The sequence below is a fragment of the Ramlibacter sp. MMS24-I3-19 genome, assembly GCF_050320135.1.
In the GTDB taxonomy this organism is placed as follows: Bacteria; Pseudomonadota; Gammaproteobacteria; order Burkholderiales; family Burkholderiaceae_C; genus Ramlibacter.
The window spans coordinates 4,289,731-4,304,941 of the sequence record NZ_CP190017.1; the positions used below are offsets into that span (position 1 = coordinate 4,289,731).

The 15,211-nt window shown below is 65.5% G+C and carries 11 protein-coding genes; 4 read left to right on the plus strand and 7 right to left on the minus strand.

From position 1 onward, the window contains the following. The first annotated feature begins 309 nt into the window (after positions 1-309). The 4 genes from ACPWT1_RS21280 to ACPWT1_RS21295 all read left to right on the plus strand — a co-directional run bounded on the left by ACPWT1_RS21280 (position 310) and on the right by ACPWT1_RS21295 (position 6,258). The gene (locus tag ACPWT1_RS21280) at positions 310-1,695 is read left to right on the plus strand and encodes a right-handed parallel beta-helix repeat-containing protein (RefSeq protein WP_427913122.1); all 1,386 of its coding nucleotides are present in this window, start codon (positions 310-312) and stop codon (positions 1,693-1,695) included. Between the two features lie 681 nt (positions 1,696-2,376). Then, the gene (locus tag ACPWT1_RS21285; protein WP_427913123.1) at positions 2,377-3,459 is read left to right on the plus strand and encodes an acyltransferase family protein; all 1,083 of its coding nucleotides are present in this window, start codon (positions 2,377-2,379) and stop codon (positions 3,457-3,459) included. A gap of 109 nt (positions 3,460-3,568) precedes the next feature. Then, the gene (locus tag ACPWT1_RS21290) at positions 3,569-4,807 is read left to right on the plus strand and encodes a right-handed parallel beta-helix repeat-containing protein (RefSeq protein ID WP_427913124.1); all 1,239 of its coding nucleotides are present in this window, start codon (positions 3,569-3,571) and stop codon (positions 4,805-4,807) included. A 317-nt stretch (positions 4,808-5,124) separates the two neighbouring features. Further along, positions 5,125-6,258: a right-handed parallel beta-helix repeat-containing protein gene (locus ACPWT1_RS21295; RefSeq protein WP_427913125.1), complete on the plus strand. Its 1,134-nt coding sequence runs from the start codon at positions 5,125-5,127 to the stop codon at positions 6,256-6,258. A 38-nt stretch (positions 6,259-6,296) separates the two neighbouring features. Here the strand turns inward: ACPWT1_RS21295 and ACPWT1_RS21300 are convergent, their stop codons facing one another. From ACPWT1_RS21300 to ACPWT1_RS21330, 7 genes are all read right to left on the minus strand, one after another. Continuing rightward, positions 6,297-7,772, minus strand: a complete 1,476-nt coding sequence (locus ACPWT1_RS21300) for a hypothetical protein (RefSeq protein WP_427913126.1) — start codon at positions 7,770-7,772, stop codon at positions 6,297-6,299. Between the two features lie 280 nt (positions 7,773-8,052). Further along, positions 8,053-8,745 (minus strand): urea ABC transporter ATP-binding subunit UrtE, encoded by a 693-nt coding sequence (urtE, locus tag ACPWT1_RS21305; RefSeq protein WP_427913127.1) that lies wholly within the window; start codon positions 8,743-8,745, stop codon positions 8,053-8,055. 157 nt (positions 8,746-8,902) lie between these two features. Beyond that, positions 8,903-9,772, minus strand: coding sequence for an urea ABC transporter ATP-binding protein UrtD (gene urtD, locus ACPWT1_RS21310; protein WP_427913128.1), 870 nt, complete (start codon positions 9,770-9,772; stop codon positions 8,903-8,905). Then, entirely contained in the window at positions 9,769-10,896 is a 1,128-nt protein-coding gene (gene urtC, locus ACPWT1_RS21315; RefSeq protein WP_427913129.1) for an urea ABC transporter permease subunit UrtC, read from the minus strand. Before urtC ends, urtD begins: the two co-directional genes overlap by 4 nt. A 1-nt stretch (position 10,897) precedes the next feature. After that, complete coding sequence (urtB, locus tag ACPWT1_RS21320; RefSeq protein WP_427913130.1) at positions 10,898-12,466, minus strand: urea ABC transporter permease subunit UrtB; 1,569 nt, start codon at positions 12,464-12,466, stop codon at positions 10,898-10,900. A 154-nt stretch (positions 12,467-12,620) separates the two neighbouring features. Then, the gene (gene urtA, locus ACPWT1_RS21325; RefSeq protein ID WP_427913131.1) at positions 12,621-13,898 is read right to left on the minus strand and encodes an urea ABC transporter substrate-binding protein; all 1,278 of its coding nucleotides are present in this window, start codon (positions 13,896-13,898) and stop codon (positions 12,621-12,623) included. A gap of 225 nt (positions 13,899-14,123) precedes the next feature. Next, positions 14,124-15,170, minus strand: a complete 1,047-nt coding sequence (locus tag ACPWT1_RS21330) for a WD40/YVTN/BNR-like repeat-containing protein (protein WP_427913132.1) — start codon at positions 15,168-15,170, stop codon at positions 14,124-14,126. Between the last annotated feature and the right edge of the window lie 41 nt (positions 15,171-15,211).

A 15,211-nucleotide genomic window follows, 5' to 3' on the forward strand; every position in this document is an offset into this window, starting at 1 on the left:
CCGTGACAGTCCTCCCTTATTCCGGCGGACCTGTCGGCGCCACCATGCGTTGAGCAGCAGGGCGGCGCGGGCGGCGGTACTCGCACCGCGCGTGCTGCGACCTTGCGCGGCGAAGTCCTGTTCAGGTGTGTGTCCACTTGTGCGCCCGCGCGGGGCCTGCGCCCCCCAGACTCAGCCATTCGCTGGTTCTTTTGGGGGAGGGGCCCCCAGCGAAGCTGAGCTACTTGGACACAAAATCCGGCAGTCGCTTACAGGCTGCCCGGGTCCGCTCGTTACTGTCGAGGTTCCCTACCTCAACAGTGACGAGAAATGCAGTACACATCTCATTCGACTCCCCGCATCCACGCGCGCCATGGCCTTCTCCTTTCCGCACTCGCAGCAGCCGTCCTGGCCGGCTGTGGTGGAGGTGGGGGCGGCGACAGCAGCGCCGCGGCTGCAACTCCCGACGCAGCCACGACGACTGCAGCGGCGGACGGGGCCGTCGACAGCTCGTTGGCGTGGGGGGGTCGCTCGCGCTGGGGCCGCTCTTCAGCTCCCGCACCTGCTCCTGCACCTGCACCTGCACCTGCACCGGCTACGGCGCCTGCTCCTGCTCCCGCTGCGGGCCCGGCCCCGATCCCGGCTCCTGCTCCCGCTGCGGCAACGGCCAGTGCTCCCGCACCTGCTCCCGCGGGCATCAGCCTGACGAATTACGGTGGTGTCTGCGATGGCCGCACGGACAACAACGCAGCCATTGCGCGCGGCATCGCGGACACGCACGCCAAGGGCGTGGCGCTGCTGATCCCGGCGGGCCAGTGCAACTTCAGCCAGGTCATCCAGCTCGACAGTGCCAAGATCGCCGGCAGTGGCGCCACCTCGGTGCTGTACGCGACCAACTACCTGCAGTCCGCGATCATCATGTCCGGCGACGGCCCGAGCGTCACCAACGTGAAGCTCACCGGCAACACCCCGCCGAGCCGCCAGAATCCGTGGGAGAGCACGAAGATCACCGCCCTGGGTGCTACTAACTTCCTCATCGACAGCGTGACGATCGACAACGCCGCGGCCGCATCGATCGCGGCATCCAGGGCCGCGCACGGTCGCATCACCAACAACAAGATCAGCAATTCGCTGGCCGATTCGATCCACATGACCGATGGCTCGAGCTACATCACGGTGGAGGGCAACACGATCGACGGCAGCGGCGACGACGGGATCGCGGTGGTGAGTTACGCCGAGAACCCGTCACCGGTGAACAACATCACGGCGCGCAACAACGTCATCCGCAACAACAAGGATGGTCGTGGCATGAGCATCGTCGGCGGGCGAACCGTTCTCTACGAGAACAACTACGTCGAGGGCAACCCGCAGTGGGCCTGCATGTACGTGGCGCAGGAAAGCTCGTACAACACGTACAACGTCATCGGCGCAACCGTTCAACGCAACACGTTCAAGAACTGCGGCGGCCTGAATACCGGCCACGCTGCGGTGATGATCTTTAGCGATGGCGGCTCGACCAACGACAACATCCAGCTGATCTCCAACGACATCGTGCAGGACAACCGCACGGGCGTCTACTACTTCGGTCCGCAGACGCGCGTGGTGCTGAACAACAACCGCTACACCGGCTCGGGCCAAGCCTACGCAGACGGCGGCGGCTCGCAGGTCACCGTGACACCCTACAGCGGCGGGGCGGTGGGCTACGTGGCGCCCTGAGGCCCAGTCAGAGAAACAAGCCAACGGGCCGGACCTCGCTCCGGCCGGCCGAGTGGCCGCGAGGGGTCCGCGCGAGAGCTTGCACCCCCCTCGTGAGTGCAACCGGCGGGACCGCCGGCTCCTCACAATTTTGCGCGGTACGGCGGGTTCCTACTGCCGAGGACAAAGCTGTGATGTGCACCGGCGAGGCCGGTTCATCGACGGTCACGCTCGCTGCGCATACATCCAAGCTTGCATCCCCATCTCTCCCAGAGGTACCGACCCAGTCTCCTCAAGGAAGACCTTGCGCCAAGTCTTCATCCTCTGGCCGTCGCGCGCCCGCCAAACTGGCCTGACTCATCGCAATCGATCCTTTGCATTGCTCAACGCGCGGCAGTAGCAGCAAGATCGATCGACCCTTTCGGGTCCTCCCCTGAGCTTGTTGGTGTCGGCTAGTCATGCGGCCAATGACGAGCGCTGATCCATGTCAAGCAACGCCACGGCGTGACAAAGAAGGGCCGATCCTCCCAGCACCTGCAGGAAAGAACTCCCTTGCCGCCCGCGCAACGCAGCCTTGCAATACGCCTACGACTAAGCAGGACACCCACGCCGGATTGAGTGCAGATTCCCAAGCTACCGGCTCAGCCTTCGTGCGGCGCTGGCCGCACAGTGCTTCTCGGCTCCCTGCGCTAGCGAGGTCTTATGCAAAGGTTGCTTTCTCTCGAAATGCTGCGGGGCATAGCCGCGCTATTGGTCGTCATGTTTCATGCACAAAGCATCTTCGGCACGCGGACCGAAACTGTCCCATTTTTTGGTGCATTTGCGAACGGCGACAAAGGCGTCGACCTGTTCTTTGTATTGAGCGGATTCATCATCACTCACACGCACGCCCACGATATCGGTCGACCCGATCGGCTGGGCAACTACGCCTTCAACCGAATTAGTCGCATTTACCCGGCCGTCTGGATCATGACGATCTTGGCAGGCATCGTTTATTCACTGGGATTCGGAGGCGCTGACAAGACTGAGAAGATTGCTGCTTGGAACATTGCGGCCAGTGCGCTGCTCTTGCCGCAGCACGGAGACGCGCTGGTCAACGTTACATGGACCCTGAAATACGAGCTTTGCTTTTATGTGGTGTTCTCGATGCTCGTCCTGAACCGGAGCTTGGGCTTAGCCTTGCTGTTTCTATGGCAAGGCTCGGTGCTGGCGGTCTCTTTGCTCGGTCTCGAGACGAACACTCTGGCGACCTATTACCTCCAACCGATCTGCTTGGAGTTCTGCATCGGAATCGGCTGCGCCACGCTCGTCCTGCGTCGGGACGCGATACCCGCCTTGGCCTCGCAGACTTTGCAAAGACTAATGTTCGTCGTTGGAACGCTGGGTTTCCTTGGCGGCGCCCTGCTGCAGACCTACGGTCCTGAGAGCGCCAAGAGCCTGCCCAGAGTCGCAGTCTACGGTTGCAGCGCAGGGTTGATCATCTTGTCCCTCGTGCTCGCGGAATTGGACGGCCGGCTGCGCGTCGGGAAGCCACTCATTTATCTGGGCGGCGCCTCGTATGCTATTTACCTGGCCCATTACTCCGTCATGAGTCTGCTCGGCTCTGCTCTCGAGAAGGTCCAGATGCAGTTGACTGGGGCCCTCATCATCGTAGTGGTTCTGGCCGCCGTCGCAGCCTCGATTGCGTTCCACGAACTGGTCGATCGGCCGATTCAACGAATGCTGCGCCGGGCATGGCGCGAGCGTTTTGCCCGCGCCCAATCGCGGGTCGCCACAAGCAGCTGAGGGCGGGCCTCGGCACGCGCAGACTCAGCGTCACGCCTTGCCGCTGGCGCGACGAGACATCAGCGGCTCGATTCACAGAGCATCCCATCAATACCTCGGAGTCCGTCTCATGCTTTCTATCCTCGCCGCGGCAGTGCTCTTCGCTTGTAGCGCCGGTAGCAACAGAGCCGCTGCCGTTGCCGGCACATCAGCACCGACGAATGCGATCGCATCAGAAGTCGCCACGCCCAAGCCGCCCATCAGTCTGAAGTCCTCTGCTCCAGCTCTGAGTCTCATTGTGGCTGCGGCTTCTGTTCGTGCTCCTGGCCCGGCTCCTTCGCATGCAGGTATCAGCCTGACGAATTACGGCGGTGTCTGCGATGGCCGCACGGACAACAACGCAGCCATTGCGCGCGGCATCGCAGACACGCACGCCAAGGGCGTGGCGTTGCTGATCCCAGCGGGCCAGTGCAACTTCAGCCAGGTCATCCACCTGGACGCTGGCAAGATCACCGGCAGCGGCCCCACCTCGGTGCTGTACGCGACGAACTACCTACAGTCCGCGATCATCATGTCCGGCGACGGCCCGAGCGTCACAAACCTGAAGCTCACCGGCAAGACCCCGCCGAGCCGCCAGAATCCGTGGGAGAGCACAAAGATCACCGCCTTGGGTGCCACTAATTTCGTCATCGACAGCGTGACGATCGACAACGCCGCGGCCGCAGCAATCGCGACGGGGCCGAACTCCTCGAAGGGCCGGATCACCAACAACAAGATCAGCAATTCTCTGGCCGATTCGATCCACATGACCGATGGCTCGAGCTACATCACCGTGGAGGGCAACACGATCGAGAACAGCGGTGACGACGGCATCGCCGTGGTGAGCTACGCCGAGAACCCGTCACCGGTGAACAACATCACGGCGCGCAACAACGTCATCCGCAACAACAAGGATGGTCGTGGCATGAGCGTCGTGGGCGGGCGAACCGTTCTGTACGAGAACAACTACATCGAAGGCAACCCGCAATGGGCCTGCATGTACATCGCGCAGGAAAGTTCGTACGACACCAAGAACGTCGTCGGCGTTACTGTCCAGCGCAACACGTTCAAGGATTGCGGCAGCCTGAACAGCCACGCGGCGGTGATGATCTTCAGCAACGGCCAAGCCACCAATGACAACATCAAGTTGATTTCCAACGACATCGTCCAGGACAGCCGCAACGGCATTCGCTACTTCGGCCCTCAGACTCGCGTGCTGCTCCAGAACAATCGCTACAGCGGCTCGGGAACACCCTATGTCGGTGATCCCAGCTCCAACGTGACGATCATCAAGTACACCATCGGGCCGGTAGGCTACGTGGCGCCTTGAGGTCCGGCCCAGACTGAAAGTGCAAACCGACTGGACCCCCTCCGGCCGGCCGAATGCCCTGCCCCGCAGACAACCGGACGCTTGCATCCGAATCATGAGTGCAGCCGGTTGGACACGTCGGCTGCACTCATTTCTTTTGGTCACCCCATGAAGCCATGACAAATCTGCGATGTGCGCCGGCTAGGTGATCACCTAACATTGGCAGACCGGATTTGGTCACTGAGCGCTTCACGACCTGTACTGCCCCGAGTCCTCTTATGCAGTACTCCTCGCACCAGAAGTCCTCATTTCCGAACAGGGTCGCGCTTTCCGCGCTCATGTCCACCGTCCTGGTCGCTTGTGGCGGCGGTGGTGGTAGCGCAGTAGCCCCCGTCGGGGCTCCCCTTTCCGCAGCCGCGCCCGCACCTGCTGGGGGCCCAGCGGTCGCAGACGTCAGCCTGACCACCTACGGGGGCGTCTGCGACGGCCGCACGGACAACAACGCAGCCATCGCGCGCGGCATTGCGGACACACAGGCCAAAGGCGTGGCGCTGCTGATCCCGGCGGGCCAGTGCAACTTCAGCCAGGTCATCCATCTGGACAGCGGCAAGATTTCCGGCAGCGGACCCGACTCGGTGCTCTACGCGACGGACTGGCAGCAAGCCTCGATCTTCATGTCCGGTGACGGCCCGAGCGTGACCAAGGTGAAGCTGACGGGTGCGGCATCGCCAGGTCGCCAGGAGAATTGGGAGAACACGAAGATCACAACCATGGGTGCCACCAACTTCGTCATCGACAGCGTGACGATCGAAGGCGCCCCCGCGGCATCGATCGCGACGGCGCGGAACACCTCGCACGGCCGTATCACCAATAACACGATCCGCAACTCCCTGGCTGACTCGATCCACATGACCGAGGGCGCGAGCTACATCACCGTCGAAGGCAACACGATCGAGAACAGTGGCGACGACGCCATCGCCGTGGTGAGCTACAGTGAGAACCCGACGGCGGTGAACAACATCACGGCTCGTAATAACGTCATCCGCAACAACAAGGATGGTCGTGGCATGAGCATCGTAGGCGGGAGAACTGTTCTGTACGAGAACAACTACATCGAAGGCAACCCGAAATGGGCTTGCATGTACTTCGCGCAGGAAAGCTCGTTCGCTACCTGGAACGTCATCGGCGTCACTGCCCAGCGCAACACGCTCAAGAACTGCGGGGGCCTGGAAACCGGTCAGGGCGCGGTGATGGTCTTCAGCGACGGTCTTGCCAATGACGACATCCAGCTGGTCTCGAACGACATCATCCAGGACAGCCGCAACGGCATTCGCTACTTCGGCCCGCAGACCCGCGTGCTGCTCCAGAACAACCGCTACAGCGGCTCGGGGGCAGCCTATGACGGCGCCCCTAGCCTCGACGTGACGATCGTCCCGTACACCAGCGGGCCGGTGGGTTACGTGGCGCCCTGAGGCCGGTTCCGACTGGAGCGCGCCCGCCCCTCATCGGCTCATGGAGCCAGCTTCCACCCGACCGCCTGCGGCAGGTCGGGATGGCTCACCCAGAGGTGCCCGTCGTGGACGAAGAGCTGCGTGAGCCATGGCCTATTCACGTCCACGGTGCCGAACGGCACGACGTGCTGGCCTTGCACCTCGACTTGCAGGACGCCGCGGCGCAGCTCGTTTGAGCCATGCAGCAGGGCGAGCACTCCCTGGGGCGCGTCCATCCTGAGGCCAACGACAGCGCCATCGCGAGCCGACTCGAGCATGGGTGCCACGATCTGCGTTGACGGGTGGTCCATCGCGTCCGCAGTGCGCCAAGGCTCGCCGTCGATGCGCAGCGTGCCCCGATAACAGGCGCGCCCCGTGCACAGGTGCAGCGCGTCGACGGGGGCGGCCTCCGGCGCAGACCTCGCCATCTGTACGTATTCAAACCGGCCATTCTGGGTGACGCACAGCTGCCAGAACGTACCGTCGGGCGAGCGGTAGGGCCAGCCCATCTCAAAGACGGGCTCGAGCCGCTCCGGCCAAGCGATCCAGTCGCACAGCCTGCTGCCGTGCGCGTCAAGCCGCAGCACGAGCTGTCCTTCGGCACAAGGCCAGTTCACGTGCAAGTCATCGAAGACCGGCGCTTCGAAGCCGTGTTGCGGCACCGGAGCGCGCGTCGGGAGCGCGGTGTGCCCGCTTGCCCCGTGTTGTTTGCCCACCAGCTGGACCGAGTCACCCATTCCTTGAACGGCCCCCCAGATGGCGCCTCGCCAAGCGACGGGGCCGCCGATCGCCGCACCTTCTCCGACGTGCTCGATGGCGTAACACAGCCCGATCGCATTCGGCGTGATCAGAGCAAGACCGGTGGCCGACGGGCAATAGGCGATCGCCTGGCCGTGCGCATGGACAAGTTCCATGCGCCAGCCCCGCGGGTTTCGCAGTCGCTGCCCCCAGTTCCCAGACGTCCGGCGTTCAAGTGCTGTCCAGCTGTTCGATTCCGGCAAGAGCACGTGGAGGTCGCCGCGCTCTGGCTCGACTGCGACCAGGGTCGGACACGCCAGGCCGAAGCCGTCGACGACGAACCGGTACTGCCCCTGCGGCAGCGCTGGCAAGCTGCGGTCAGGCCGGGCGTCTGCCGCTCGCTCGTTCGCGCGATCCAACGCCAGGGCGCGGGGCGTCAGCCTCAAGCCGCCGACGATCTGGCTCAGGCGGGGCAGCAACGAGGGTGCGCCGAACGGCGGCACCCATGAGAAGTCCAGCGTGGGGATGGTCACGCGGAGCGGCGCGCCGGTCTGCGGCGAGTAGCTGATCTCCGGAGGGAACCACTCACCGCTGGCCGGCTCGCGGCTCGCCCCGATCAGGCGGGCGAGGTCCTGCGCAGAAAGCCTGGGGCTGACCTCCGTTCCGTCTGCTGTAGTAGCCATGCGCCAGCTTTCGGACGCCGGGTGACGCAGCCACGTTCCGGAGCGCAGTTGCCATTGCTCGACCTGTCCTTCCACCAGTTGCCTCCTCGGGGTCGGCCGCGATCTCTCGCCCCCAAGTCGAGGCGGGCAAGTCTCAAGGGCGATTTGACTTGTCGCAGGCGAATTTCGAATGGGACAAACGTCCTGTCCTTGTCCCTAGACGCAGGCATCGTGATGCGCCGACATAGTCTTGGACAACGGACGGCCTGGTGTCGCAGAACTGGCTTGCGAATGAACTGCTAGCGGCTAGCAGTGCCGCCCACAGAACACTCAGTTTGGGTGCGGGTTGGGACCACCAGCAGCCGACTGCACGGCCTCAGATCGCCACCAGCGCCCGGATCCCCCTGGCCTCCATCTCGCTGCCCTTCGCGCGCGCGACGATCTCGCCGCGCTGCATCACGCACACGGTGTCGGCGAGATCGCGGGCGAATTCGTAGTACTGCTCCACCAGCAGCACGGCCATGTCGCCCCGGTCGGCCAGCATGCGGATCACGCGGCCGATGTCATTGATGATGCTGGGCTGGATGCCCTCCGTGGGTTCGTCCAGCACCAGCACCTTGGGCGACGCGGCGAGGGCCCGCGCGATCGCCAGCTGCTGCTGCTGGCCACCGGAGAGGTCGCCGCCGCGCCGGTGCAGCATCTGCCTGAGCACCGGGAACAGCTCGAACAGCTCGCGCGGGATCGCGGTGCCGCCCGGTTTCGAAGCCAGCCCCATGCGCAGGTTCTCCTCCACCGTGAGCCGCGCGAAGATCTCGCGGCCCTGCGGCACGAAGCCGATGCCGGCCCGCGCACGCTGGTAAGGCGTCCACTGGTGGACGGGTCGGCCCTCCAGCTCGATCGCGCCCGACTTGATCGGCACCAGCCCCATGATGGACTTCAGCAGCGTGGTCTTGCCCACGCCGTTGCGCCCCAGGATCACGGTGACCTGCCCGCGCACGGCCTCGAGGCTGACGTCCCGCAGGATGTGCGAGCCGCCGTAGTACTGGTGGACGTTCTTGATGGTCAGCATGGTGGAGTGGGAGCGGACTTCCAAACGCAGAAGACGCAGAAGTTGCGCAGAAGACGCAGAAGGAGAGAAGCAAGGAACATGGATTCCTTCTTCTTGAAGAGATTGTTTCTGCGACTTCTGCGCACTTCTGCGTCTTCTGCGTTTGGAAGTTCAAGGTTCAACGACCGAGGTACACCTCGATGACACGTTCGTCGTTCTGCACCTGCGCCAGCGATCCCTCGGCCAGCACGCTGCCTTCGTGCAGCACGGTCACCTTCTCGGAGATCGACTGGATGAAGGCCATGTCGTGCTCCACCACGACCAGCGAATGGTTGCCCTTCAGGGACAGGAACAGTTCGGCCGTGCGTTCGGTCTCCGCGTCGGTCATGCCGGCCACCGGTTCGTCCAGCAGCAGCAGCCTCGGGTCCTGCATCAGCAGCATGCCGATCTCCAGCCACTGCTTCTGGCCATGGCTCAGCGTGCCGGCCAGGCGGTCGACGGCGGCTTCGAGCTGGATCGTGCGCAGCACGTGCGCCAGGCGGTCGGCCTGTTCGCCGTCCAGGCGGAACCGCATCGACGCGCGAACGCCCTTGTCGGCCTTGAGCGCCAGCTCCAGGTTCTCGAACACCGTGAGCTGCTCGAAGACCGTGGGCTTCTGGAACTTGCGGCCGATGCCCAGCTCCGCGATCTCCGCCTCCTTGTAGCGCAGGAGATCGATCGTGCTGCCGAAAAAGACGGTGCCGCTGTCCGGGCGCGTCTTGCCGGTGATGATGTCCATCATCGTGGTCTTGCCCGCGCCGTTGGGGCCGATGATGCAGCGCAGTTCGCCGGGCGCGATGTCCAGCGACAGCCCATTGATCGCGCGGAAGCCGTCGAAGCTCACGCACACGTCGTCGAGGTACAGGATGCGGCCGTGGCTCACGTCCACCTCGCCTTCCGCCACCGGGCGCGCGAACCCCGCGGCGCGCCCGCCGGATGCGGTCTGTGCTGCGGGTGCAGCGTGGGCGGCGGCGCGGCGCGCGCCCTCGTCCAACAGGTCCGGTGTCATCGCTTCCTCCAGGCCTTGCGCGCCAGGCCGGCCACGCCCTCGGGCAGGAACAGCGTGACGCCGATGAACAGCGCGCCGAGCACGTAGAGCCAGAACTCCGGCGCGACCACCGTGAGCCAGCTCTTGGCGCCATTGACCAGGAACGCGCCGGCGATCGGTCCCACCAGCGTGCCCCGGCCGCCGACCGCCGCCCAGACGGCGATCTCGATCGAGTTGGCAGGGCTCATCTCGCCGGGGTTGATGATGCCCACCTGCGGCACGTACAGCGCGCCGGCCACGCCGCACATCACCGCCGAGAGCGTCCACACCGCGAGCTTGTAGCGCACGGGGTTGTAGCCGCAGAACATGGTGCGCGACTCGGCGTCGCGGATCGCCAGCAGCACGCGGCCGAACTTGGAGCGCACCAGCCAGCGGGCGCCCAGAAAGCAGCCGACCAGCACCAGCCCGGTGACCACGAACAGGGCCATGCGCATCTGCGCCGTCTGCAGCGGAATGCCCAGAAGGCGCTTGAAGTCGGTGAAGCCGTTGTTGCCGCCGAAGCCGGTCTCGTTGCGGAAGAGCAGCAGCATCGCCGCGTAGGTCAGCGCCTGCGTGATGATCGAGAAGTACACGCCCTTGATGCGCGAGCGGAAGGCGAAGAAGCCGAACACGAACGCCACCAGCGCGGGCAATGCCACCACCAGCAGGCAGGTGGCGACGAAGCTGTCGGAGAGCGCCCAGTGCCAGGGCAGCTGCTTCCAGTCGAGGAACACCATGAAGTCGGGCAGGTCGCTGTGGTAGCTGCCGTCGCGGCCGATCTGCCGCATCAGGTACATGCCCATCACGTAGCCGCCCAGCGCGAAGAACAAGCCATGGCCGAGCGAGAGGATGCCGGTGCAGCCCCAGATCAGGTCCATTGCCAGCGCGCAGATGGCGTAGCACATGATCCGGGCGAGCAGGGCGACGGCGTACTCGCCGAGGTGGAACGCGCTGTCGGCGGGCACCAGGAGGTTCAGTGCGGGGACCACGGCGCAGACGAGCACCAGGGCCACGAGCACGGCGGTCCAGCCGGCGAAGGAGAACAGCGGCCTGGGCGCCGGCAGCAAGGTCGGGGTGCGTGTGATCGCCTCGGGTGCGCGGTCCATCTCAGGCCTCCGCACTGCGGCCACGCACCGCGAACAGCCCCTGCGGCCGCTTCTGGATGAACACCACGATCAGCACCAGCACGGCGATCTTCGCCAGCACCGCGCCGGCCCAGCCCTCGATGAACTTGTTCAGGATGCCCAGCCCGAGCGCCGCATACACGGTGCCCGCCAGCTGGCCCACGCCGCCCAGCACCACCACCATGAAGGCATCCACGATGTACGCCTGCCCGAGGTCGGGCCCCACGTTGCCGACCTGGCTGAGTGCGCAACCTGCCAGGCCCGCGATGCCGGAGCCGAGCGCGAACGCGTACGTGTCCACGCGCGCCGTGTTCACGCCCATGCACGAGGCGATGGAACGGTTCTGCGTGACGCCACGCACGAACAACCCGAGGCGCGTGCGCGCGACCAGGAAGCCCATGGCCAGCAGCACGGCGATCGCGAAGCCGACGATCACAAGGCGGTTCAGCGGCAGCTGCAGGTTCGGCATCACGGCGATGCCGCCGCTCATCCAGCTGGGGTTCTCGACCGCGACGTTCTGCGCGCCGAACAGCGTTCGCACCAGCTGCATCAGCACCAGGCTGATGCCCCAGGTCGCCAGCAGCGTCTCGAGCGGGCGGCCATACAGGAAACGGATCACGCCACGTTCGAGCACCGCGCCGACCAGGGCTGCCGCGAGGAAGGACGCCGGCACGGCCGCGACGAGGTACCAGTCGAAGAACCCCGGCGCCCAGTGGCGGAACAGCCCCTGCACGACGTACGTCGCATAGGCGCCCACCATCATCAGCTCGCCGTGCGCCATGTTGATCACGCCCATCAGGCCGTAGGTGATAGCCAGGCCGAGCGACACGAGCAGCAGGATCGAACCCAGGCTGATGCCGGTGAACACCTGGCCGAGGCGATCGGCCCATGCAAGCGAGGCTTGCACCTGCCGCAGCGAGGCTTGCAGTGCGGCCTTCACCGCGGGATCGCTTTCCTGCCGGACGCGGCTGGCCAGCAGGGTCTGCGTCGCAGGCGTTCGGCTGCTCGCGAGCAGGCGCGCGGCCTCGAGCCGTCGAGCCGTGTCGCTGCTGCCCAGCAGGGCTGCTGCGCGGACGAGCGCGAGTTGCTCCTTGATGCCTGCGTCCTTCTCGGCGACCAGCGCCTTTTCGATCAGCGGCAGCCGCGATTCATCCGGCTCCTGCTGCAGTGCGCGCACCGCAGCGGCGCGCTGTCGCACGTCCTCCGAGAACAGCTGCAGTGCCGCCAGCGCACCGTCGATCTCGCCGCGCATGCGGTTGTTGTTGACGACGTCCTCGGCGTCGGCAGGCAGTTGCACGCCAGCGCCAGTGACCGGGTCGGTGGCCTTGTCGTCGCGCACCACGAAGACCTTGTCGCCGGCCGTCTTCACCGCGTCGTCGGCCAGCGCCTGCAGGAAGGCGGCAGTCCGCGCATCGGCCCTGGGCATGGCCTGGTTGATCGCGGCGATGCGCGCATCGCTCTCGCCGATGGCCATGCCGCGCGCCTCGGCGTCGGTGAGGGCGTGGGCCTGGGTGGACCAGGCGAATGCGAGAAGCAGGAGGAGTCGTTGCATGCAGGAGCCTGTGGGATGCGCGGCACGCCGCGCATCGCAGAGGGTCCGGTAAGGACGCCTTGGGCTGGCTGTCATTGCGGGCTCGACCCGCAATCCAGGCGGCACCAGTCCAGGCAACCGTCGCTGGATGCGGGCCGGGCCCGGCATGACACCGTCACAACTTCGACTTGCCGTCCGGCTCGTCCTTCTTCTTGTCGTTCCCTTCGATGTACGGCGACCACGGCCTGGCCTTCACCGGGCCCGGCGTCTTCCACACCACGTTGAACTGGCCATCCGCCTTCACTTCGCCAATGAACACCGACTTGTGCAGGTGGTGGTTCTTCTCGTCCATCTTCGACACGATGCCCGACGGCGCCTGGAAGGTCTGGCCGCCCATCGCGGCGATCACCTTGTCGACGTCGGTCGACCTGGCCTTCTCCACCGCCTGCTTCCACATGTTGATGCCGATGTAGGTGGCCTCCATCGGGTCGTTGGTCAGCGGCTTGTCCTTGTGGCCGGCGATGTTCTTGGCCTTGGCGTACGCGCTCCACTTCCTGATGAACTCGATGTTGGCCGGGCTCTTGATCGACATGAAGTAGTTCCACGCGGCCAGGTGGCCCACCAGCGGCTTGGTGTCGACGCCGCGCAGTTCCTCCTCGCCCACCGAGAAGGCCACCACCGGCACGTCCTTGGCCTTGAGGCCGGCGTTGCCCAGCTCCTTGTAGAACGGCACGTTGGAATCGCCGTTGATGGTGGAGATCACCGCGGTCTTGCCGCCCGCCGAGAACTTGCGGATGTCGGCGACGATGGTCTGGTAGTCGCTGTGGCCGAACGGCGTGTACTTCTCGTCGATGTCGCTGTCCTTCACGCCCTTGGACTTCAGGAACGCGCGCAGGATCTTGTTGGTGGTGCGCGGGTACACGTAGTCGGTGCCCAGCAGCACGAAGCGCTTGGCGCCGCCGCCTTCCTTGCTCATGAGGTATTCGACGGCGGGAATCGCCTGCTGGTTGGGCGCTGCGCCTGTATAGAACACGTTGCGCGACAGCTCCTCGCCCTCGTACTGCACGGGATAGAACAGCAGGCCGTTCATTTCCTCCACGACGGGCAGCACCGACTTGCGGCTCACGCTGGTCCAGCAGCCGAAGATCACGGCCACCTTGTCCTGGCCGAGCAGCTGCTTCGTCTTCTCGGCGAACAGCGGCCAGTTCGATGCAGGGTCGACCACCACCGGCTCGAGCTTCTTGCCCAGCACGCCGCCCTTGGCGTTGATCTCGTCGATCGCCATCAGCACGGTGTCCTTGAGCACCGTCTCGGAGATCGCCATCGTGCCGGACAGGCTGTGCAGCACGCCGACCTTGATGGTGTCGCTGCCCTGCGCATGCGACACGCCCGTGAGGCCCAGGCCCAGGGCGATGGAGGCGGTGAGGAGTTTGAGATTCCCTCGACGATTCATGTTGGCAGCTCCGTGTGAGTAGGTGGTTGACCGACAGCAGTCGGGAACCTCCTACGCAAGCGGTGTGCCAGCATCGAATGCGTGCATCGCGCGCGTGGCGCGGGCTCGCAGTGCACCAGCAGATGGCGGGGCACCGGTGCGGGCCACGCACGCGCACCAACACGGGGTTGGCGCGCGTGCCCGCCGGATCGATGCGGTGCGAACGTCCCGAGGCTGCCGCCGCGCCTACTGCGCGCGGTTGCCGCTGGACAGGTACAGCGGCCCGGCTTCCCTGGTGAGATAGAAGCCCGCTGCCACGGCCAGCCGGTCGGCGTCGGATGACATGGCGATGGCGCGCCAGTCCGTCGTGCCCGCCGGCATCGTCAGCGGCTGGAACGTTGCACCAGCGTCGATCGATCGCACCACCTGCCCCGGCGTGGTGAGGGTGGTGTTGTTGGGATTGGGATTGGAGATCGTCGCGGCGATCGTGGCGCCGTCATCGGACATCGCGATCGCCGTGTAGTCGCCCCTGCGGTCCAGCCCCTTGGTCCAGGTCGTGCCGCCGTCGCGCGAGACGTAGATGCCGGTGCCGCCGGTCCCGGTGGTCTCGATCGAGTTTGCGGCGACAGCGATGGTCTTGCCGTCCGCGGACGTCTTGACCCGGTACCAGTTCTCGGATGTCGCCACGGCCGGAGTGCCCACCACCACCGGCACCAGCGTGAACGTGGCGCCGGCATCGGCGGAGCGGAACACGTCGCCGCCCTGCGAGACAGCGACGATCACCTGTCCGTCGGCCGAGCTGTCGACGGCGCGCATGACCTTGGGCTGCGTCGTGGCCGGCAAGGTCGCCCTGGTCCACGTCGTGCCGCCATCGTTGCTCAGCACCAGGTACCCGTCGCCGACAGCGGGACCCGGTTGCGTGTCGGAGGAGTCCCGAACCGTCGCGGCGAGCCGCATGCCATCGCGCGACATGGTGACCGATTCGAACTTGAAACCACCCGTCCGCTCGACCTGCGCAGCGGTGACTTGCTTCCACGTCGCGCCGCGGTCCGTCGACAGGTACATGCCACCCTGGAACTGCACGGCCACGATGCGGCTGCCGTCCGCCGACAGGTCGCTCGAAATCCAGACACCCGCGGGCAAGTCCGCCGGGGTCGTCCAGGTCTTGCCGGCGTCCGTGGACAGGCGAAGCCGCCCCGGCTGCGTGCCCTCGGCCGTCTCGCCCGCCACGAGCACGTCGCCCGTCGCATTGGACGAGAGCCAGTGCCACACCTGGGACCCGACGCTTGCCACCGCGGTCCAGACAGGCGCGTTGGTGGGTGCCGCAGGCCCGG

Excerpts from the sequence above, each read along its gene's own strand:
- ACPWT1_RS21280 (WP_427913122.1), top strand. The coding sequence starts at position 310 with ATGCAGTACACATCTCATTCGACTCCCCGCATCCACGCGCGCCATGGC.
- ACPWT1_RS21285 (WP_427913123.1), top strand. The coding sequence starts at position 2,377 with ATGCAAAGGTTGCTTTCTCTCGAAATGCTGCGGGGCATAGCCGCGCTA.
- ACPWT1_RS21290 (WP_427913124.1), top strand. The coding sequence starts at position 3,569 with ATGCTTTCTATCCTCGCCGCGGCAGTGCTCTTCGCTTGTAGCGCCGGT.
- ACPWT1_RS21295 (WP_427913125.1), top strand. The coding sequence starts at position 5,125 with ATGTCCACCGTCCTGGTCGCTTGTGGCGGCGGTGGTGGTAGCGCAGTA.
- urtE (WP_427913127.1), bottom strand. The coding sequence starts at position 8,745 with ATGCTGACCATCAAGAACGTCCACCAGTACTACGGCGGCTCGCACATC.
- urtD (WP_427913128.1), bottom strand. The coding sequence starts at position 9,772 with ATGACACCGGACCTGTTGGACGAGGGCGCGCGCCGCGCCGCCGCCCAC.
- urtC (WP_427913129.1), bottom strand. The coding sequence starts at position 10,896 with ATGGACCGCGCACCCGAGGCGATCACACGCACCCCGACCTTGCTGCCG.
- urtB (WP_427913130.1), bottom strand. The coding sequence starts at position 12,466 with ATGCAACGACTCCTCCTGCTTCTCGCATTCGCCTGGTCCACCCAGGCC.
- urtA (WP_427913131.1), bottom strand. The coding sequence starts at position 13,898 with ATGAATCGTCGAGGGAATCTCAAACTCCTCACCGCCTCCATCGCCCTG.